The following is a 6,224-nucleotide window of genomic DNA, read 5'->3' on the forward strand; positions in this document are numbered from 1 at the left end:
GCTGGGGCTGCTGGCCCTGGCCGGCCTGGCCGCCGGCGGCACCGCGCACGCCCAGCTGGCGCCCGGCGCCAGCCTCAACCTCGACGTGGTGGCGACGCCGCGCTACGCCGGCGCCTCGGCCTACCGCGTGCTGCCGCTGCCCTCGGTGGTGCTGCCGAGCGGCGCGATACCGCGGCTCACCTTCTTCACCGAGGGGCTCGACGGCGGCGCGGCCTGGGCGCTCGGCCCGCACCTGAGCGTGGGCCCGCTGATCGGCTTCTCGATGGGCCGCAAGCAGGACGATGCGACCATCCTGAACGGCACGGGCGACCTGAAGAATTCGTTCCAGTACGGCGCCTTCGCGCACTGGCAGGCCGACCGGCTCGGGCTGAACGTGAAATTCCTGCAATCGGCGCGCAGCGGCTACGGCAACCAGGTCACGCTCGGCGCGTCCTACGCCTTGCTGGTGCTGCCGCGCGACCGCGTGACGATCTCCACCGACGCGGTCTGGTCGAACGGCGCGGCCGCGCAGACCGATTTCGGCATCGACGGCGAGCAGGCGGCCGGCAGCCTCGCGCATCTGCCCGTGTATTCGGCCTCGTCGGGCTTCTCGAACGTCGACCTGAGGCTCGCCTACGAGCACCGCTTCGACGCGCACTGGTCGCTGCGCGCCTCGGCGGGCGTCGGCACCCTGCTGGGCGACGCGGCCGACAGCCCGATCGTGGAGCGGCGCACCAGCGTATTCGGCACGCTGGGCGTGGGTTATCGCTTCTGAACCCGCGCGCCGGTTTTTGATTGATCCATACTTGGCGCGGCGGGGTATCGATGCATGATGCCCGCCGCGCCGGGGCCATCCCCCAGAAGGACCATCCGATGACACGATCTATCCGCTTCGCCGCCCTGCTGGCGGTTTCGCTGGCCGCCTCCGCCGCTTTCGCGCAGGGCGCCGGGCTGCAGCAACTGCAGGCGCGCTTCGCCGCCGCCGACACCGATCACGACGGCAAGCTCACGCCGGCCGAGGCGCAGGCCGGCATGCCGCGCGTCGCGCAGCACTTCGCGGAGATCGACGCCGATCACAAGGGCTACCTGACGCTCGAGGACATCGAGCGCTTCCTGGCCGCGCGCCGCGCCCGCCCGGCACCATGAGCCTGCAGCAAGCCGCGAGCGCGCCGGGCCTCGCGCCCGGGCGCATCATCGTGCTCGACGACGAGGCCGAGATCCGCAACATGCTCGAACGCTTCCTGGTCTCGCACGGCTTCGAGGTGCGCACCGCCAAGAGCGGCCCGCAACTGGAGGTGTTCCTGGAGCGCCATCCCTACGACCTGCTGATCCTCGACGTGATGATGCCGGGCGAGGACGGCCTGTCGATCTGCCGCCGGCTGCGCGCGCGCGGCGAGACGCTGCCGATCCTGATGCTGACCGCGCGCGGCGATCCGGCCGACCGCGTGATCGGCCTCGAACTCGGTGCCGACGATTACCTGGCGAAACCCTTCGTGCCGGGCGAGCTGCTGGCGCGCGTGCGCGCCATGCTGCGGCGCCGGCAGATGCTGCTGCGCCAGCGCGATGCGATCGCCGGCGTGCCGCAGGAGCGCGAGTCGGTCGCGCTGCGCTTCGGGCCGTTCCGGCTGGAGGTCGGCCAGCAACTGCTGTATCGCGACGATATGCGGGTGGAGATCGGCCATGCCGAAATGCGCCTGCTCTGCGCGCTGGCGCAGACGCCGAATCGCCCGGTGAGCCGCGCCAACCTGATCGAGCGCGCGCGCGGGCCGCATTACGACGCGGCGCAGCGCAGCGTCGACGTGCAGGTGCTGCGGGTGCGCCAGATCCTCGAGGCCGACGCGGCCGCGCCGCGCCACATCCGCACCGTGTGGGGCGTGGGCTACATGCTGATCGCGGAGCTCGACGCATGAGGATGCCTTGGCCGCGGTCGCTGCTCGGCCGCCATCTGCTGCTGCTGATCGCCGTGGTGCTCGCCAGCGTGCTGTCGACCTTCGCGATCTTCTTCGCCTTCATCCAGAATCCGCGCATCGACGAGGCGGCCCAGCTGGTGGCCTCGCAGACCCGCATGGTGGCCCACCTGCTGGCCGCGCTGCCGCCCGAGGCGCGTCGCCGCGAACTGCTGGCGATCAACGGCGGCGAGCCGGCGACGCCGCCGCCGGATTCGGTCGATCGCGCCCACAGCTACACGCCCAAGCGCTTCCTGCGCTGCCTGCGGCGGAACCTGCCGGCCGACACGCAGATTCGCTGGGAGCGCGGCATGAGTCGCCGCATCTGGGTGCAGATGCGCATCGACGGGCAGCCCGAATGGGTGGTGATCCCGGCGAGCACGGGCCTGGGCCGCTCGCTGCCCGTGAGCCTGATCGCCGAGCTGCTCAGCCTGGCGGTGTTCCCGGTGCTGGGCGCCTGGTTCATGCAGCGGCACATGGCGGCCCGGCTGGGCCGGCTCGCGCGCGCGGCCAAGGCGGTGGAGCGCGGCGCCTGGCCCGCGCCGGTGCCGACCGACGGGCCGCGCGAGCTGGCCACCGTGGCCGAGACCTTCAACCGGATGGTGGCCTCGCTGGCCGAACTCGATGCCACGCGCGCCGAGCTGCTGGCCGGCGTCTCGCACGACATCCGCACGCCGCTCACCAAGCTGCGCATGGCGATTGCCGCGCCCGAGGCCTTCGAGGCGCCCTCGGCGAGCGCCGAGCGCTTCGTGGCCGAGATCGACGCGATCGTCGAGCAGTTCATCGACTACGCGCGCGGCTGGGACAGCGAGGCGGCCGTGCCCGGCGATCTCAACGCGCTGGCCGGGCAGCTCGCGGCCGACTATGTCGGGCTCGGTTACGGCTTCGCGCTGTCGCTCGCGCCGCTGCCGCCGCATGCGTATCGCCCGACCGGCATGCAGCGGCTGCTGATGAACCTGATGCACAACGCGGTGGTCCACGGCAGGCTCGGCCTCGCGGTGCGCAGTTGGGCCGAGCCCGGCGCGGTGCTGATCAGCGTGGAGGACAGCGGGCCCGGCGTGCCGGCCGACCAGCTGCCCCTGCTCAAGCGGCCGTTCCGGCGCGGCGACGATCCCGATCGCCCGCCCGGCTCGGGGCTGGGGCTGGCGATCGCCGAGCGCATCGCGCGCCAGCACGGCGGCCGGCTCGACCTGAGCCTGCGCGAGGGCGGCGGGCTGGCGGCCACGCTGCGCCTGCCGGCGGCGCGCGACTGAGGCACGCGCGAGCTACGCCGGCTCAGATCTTGCGAAGTCGGCGCGAATACGACAATCCGTAGGAAGGCGAACGGAATTGCAGGATCGGGTCGTCGGTCGCCTCGATGCCGTCGGCCATCACCAGCGGATCGAAGTTGATGCCGTAGCTCGGCGCCTGCTCCTGCTGCATCGCGCTCGACAGCGTCAGCGTGCCGGCGTGGATCTCGCGGCGCTCCTTGGGCCACAGCAGGGTAGGGTTGATCACCGGATCGCCCGGCTCGCCGATCGAGACGATCATGTCCCACAGCGCCGGGCCGCGCTGGAGCCGTTCCATCAGGCGCGGTTCCAGGAAATCGCGCGCCGCCTCCTTCATCTCCGCATCGGTCAGCGAGCGCTCGCCGTCGCGCGGCACGAAGCGCCAGCGCACCATCGTCACCTTGCCCGCGCGATCCACGAAGCGGAAGGTGTGGATGCCGTAGAACGCGCAGTTCGTGTAGCTCCAGGGCGGATTCACGGTGCCGAGGAAATGCGCCTGCGCGGCGTGGTCGGGATGGGTGGCGAGGAAGTGCTTGAACACCGCCGGGTCCGGCTTGCCGGTGGCGGGGTCGGGCGTCAGCGCGAAGAACTTGTCGATGAAGGTCTTCGGCATGGTGGCGAAGAACATCGGCGTATGCAGCATCGTCATGTGCTGCAGGGCGCCGCCGGGCAGGCGGAACTGCAGGCCGACGCCGCGCGTGCTGCGCTCGGTGTCGGCCGCGTCGGGGTCGCCGCCTGCCAGCGAGAAGCGGCCCACCACCTCGATGGTCTCGCCGCTGAACATCAGCGAACGCGACAGCTCGGCCGCCGTCGGGCTGCCGACGAACTGGCCGAGCACGCCCACGCCCTTGGTGTGGTTGCGGCGCTTGGCCGGGTGCACGCCGTAGGCGCTTTCCAACGAGTCGAGCGCGTGCTGCGCATCGGCTTCGCCATATTCGTTGCCGACGGCGGGGTGGGCGGCATCGCCCGCCGTGGCCGATGCGGCCGTTGCCGCCTGCGCGGCGACGGGCAGGCCCACCATCGGCGCGACGGCGCCGGCCACGGTCAGGCGCGTGGCGGCGGAAAGGAAGGAGCGGCGGCTCGATTCGGAAGTCTTGTCGGTCATGTTCTTGATCCTGTCGATGTGGGGGTGACATCGGGGTGAACAGACTTGGCGAGGGCTTATTCCGGTGGGCGGCGCGAATCGGGCGCGGAATTTTGTAATGGCATGTGTTGGGATGTTGCGGGGTGACATAGCCGGTGTGTTGGCTGTCCGTCGCGAAACGTGCAAGCCCGCATCGGCAAAAAAATCCGCCCGACTGGGCGGGCGGAGAATAGAGGCCGGTCACCATGCGCGTGACCGGTATGGATAGTGATCCGGCGCGCCGCCCGGAACAATCGGAATACTCCTAAAAAACGGCGATTCCCGCGAATTTTTTTGCGCTCTCGAGCTTGACCGCCGACAGGCCTCACCAGCCGAACTTGGCCTCGACGCCGACATAATCGGCATTGCGCGCGCCGAGCGCCCGCAGCGAATCCCCGACGTTGAAATGCACGGCTTCCAGCGCGAGCGCCACGTTATCGCTGACCAGCCAGTCGGCGCGCAACTGCGCATACATGCCGGTCCAGCGGCTGCCGTGGCCCGCCGTGCCCGGCACCACCGCCATGCCCTGGCCGTAGACGGCATCGGCGGCGGTCTCGCGCCACTGGAAGCCGAGCGCCGTCATCAGCGTGAGTGTCGGCGCGAGCTTGAACGTCAGCGAAGGCTTCACGTGGATCAGGTTGCTGTAGCCCGTGTAGCCGGCCAGCGTGAAGTAATAGCCGTTCGGGAACAGCGGGTTGAAGGTGCCGACGTGGCCGTTGCCGGGATGGCTGTCGCCGGAGGCGCCGTCCACCTGCAGGCCGAGGCGCGGCGTGCCGGGCAGCGAGGCGAAGGTATAGCCGCCCAGCGCGCCGAAGGCCCAGGCGCCGATGCTGGCCGCGCCTACATGCCCGGTCTGCCCCATCGCTTCCACGTCCCAGTCGAACGGCGCGCGCTTGCCGGCGTAGCGCATGTCGAACACGTCGCGCCGCTCGTTGCCGGCGGCATCGAGAAAGCGCGCGCCGTCGCGCTCGTAGCGCGACCAGTAGGCCGACAGGTCGCCGGGGCCGAAGCTGCTGCGCTCGACGCGCAGGCCGCTGAACTTCAGGTGGCGGTTCGAGGTGTCGTCGAAGCTGTCGAGATCGCGATACTGCACCGGCCGCGTGAGATAGCCGATGAAGCGCCACTGGCCGATCTCGTAGTCGCCCCACAGCGCGTCGAAGGCCTGCCGCACATTGGGGCCGTCGCGCACGGCGATGAAGCGCTGCAGATCGAAGGCCATCTCCTGGCGGCCGATGCGCGCCTTCACGGTGCCGGCGCCGAGCTGGCCGACGTAGGCGACGAAGGCCTGCTCCAGGTCGAGCGGGTTCTTGTCGACGGGCGACACCGAATCCTTGCCGAATGGACGCGCATCCTCGAGTTGCACGAAGGCCTGCACATGCTCGCCGAAATGCGCATCGGCATGGACTTGGGCGCGCTGGATCAGGTAGCCGTCGGCGCGGCCGCTGCCGAGCCCGAACAAGGGCGCGTCGTTGAATTCGAAACGCTCGCGCAGGTTCGCGCCGAGCGAGAGATACCAGCTCGGATCGCCCGACAGCGGAATGTACTTGAGCGCGTCGAGCGGTTTGCGCGGCAGGCAGGGGGCGGCGAGCGCGCCCCAGTTCTCCTGCCAGCGATTGAAGCCCGGCACGGGACGTCGTGCCTGGCAGGCCGCGGCGGGCGCCTGGGCCGGTGTTTGTGCCGAGGCCGCCGCCTTGGGTTCGCCGCCGGTTTCGTCCGCGGCCTCGGCGGCGGCCGTGCCGGCACCCGTCAGCAGCAGGCCCGCGATCGCCGCGATGCCGGCGGCTCGTTCGATGCGACGCGCGCGTGGCGTGGTCGAGCTCATGATCCCCTCGTGATGATTGGCGAATGCCATCGTGGAAGCCGTGGAAGCGCCGCGCGAGCCGGGCCGCGCGGCGGGCGAGGTCAGGC

At 70.8% G+C, this 6,224-nt stretch carries 6 protein-coding genes; 4 read left to right on the forward strand and 2 right to left on the reverse strand.

The features are described from left to right. The 4 genes from F3J18_RS35125 to F3J18_RS35140 form a co-directional block, all read left to right on the forward strand. The coding region (locus tag F3J18_RS35125) for a MipA/OmpV family protein (RefSeq protein WP_166916710.1) at positions 1-754 on the forward strand (754 nt) is incomplete at its 5' end. Positions 755-852: 98 nt separating this feature from the next. After that, positions 853-1,125, forward strand: a complete 273-nt coding sequence (locus F3J18_RS35130) for an EF-hand domain-containing protein (protein ID WP_029950539.1) — start codon at positions 853-855, stop codon at positions 1,123-1,125. Then, positions 1,122-1,889 carry a response regulator gene (locus F3J18_RS35135; RefSeq protein ID WP_025099206.1) on the forward strand — a complete coding sequence of 256 codons (768 nt, stop codon included), beginning with the start codon at positions 1,122-1,124 and terminating at the stop codon, positions 1,887-1,889. Before F3J18_RS35130 ends, F3J18_RS35135 begins: the two co-directional genes overlap by 4 nt. Continuing rightward, a complete protein-coding gene (locus F3J18_RS35140; RefSeq protein WP_025099207.1) occupies positions 1,886-3,178 on the forward strand; it encodes an ATP-binding protein in 1,293 nt (430 codons plus the stop codon). Before F3J18_RS35135 ends, F3J18_RS35140 begins: the two co-directional genes overlap by 4 nt. Positions 3,179-3,200: 22 nt before the next feature. Here the strand turns inward: F3J18_RS35140 and F3J18_RS35145 are convergent, their stop codons facing one another. Then, the gene (locus F3J18_RS35145) at positions 3,201-4,298 is read right to left on the reverse strand and encodes a catalase family peroxidase (protein WP_166916712.1); all 1,098 of its coding nucleotides are present in this window, start codon (positions 4,296-4,298) and stop codon (positions 3,201-3,203) included. Between the two features lie 343 nt (positions 4,299-4,641). Further along, entirely contained in the window at positions 4,642-6,138 is a 1,497-nt protein-coding gene (locus tag F3J18_RS35150) for an alginate export family protein (RefSeq protein WP_166916714.1), read from the reverse strand. Between the last annotated feature and the right edge of the window lie 86 nt (positions 6,139-6,224).

The organism is Burkholderia sp. Ax-1720 (genome assembly GCF_011753035.1).
Classification (GTDB): domain Bacteria; phylum Pseudomonadota; class Gammaproteobacteria; order Burkholderiales; family Burkholderiaceae; genus Burkholderia; species Burkholderia gladioli.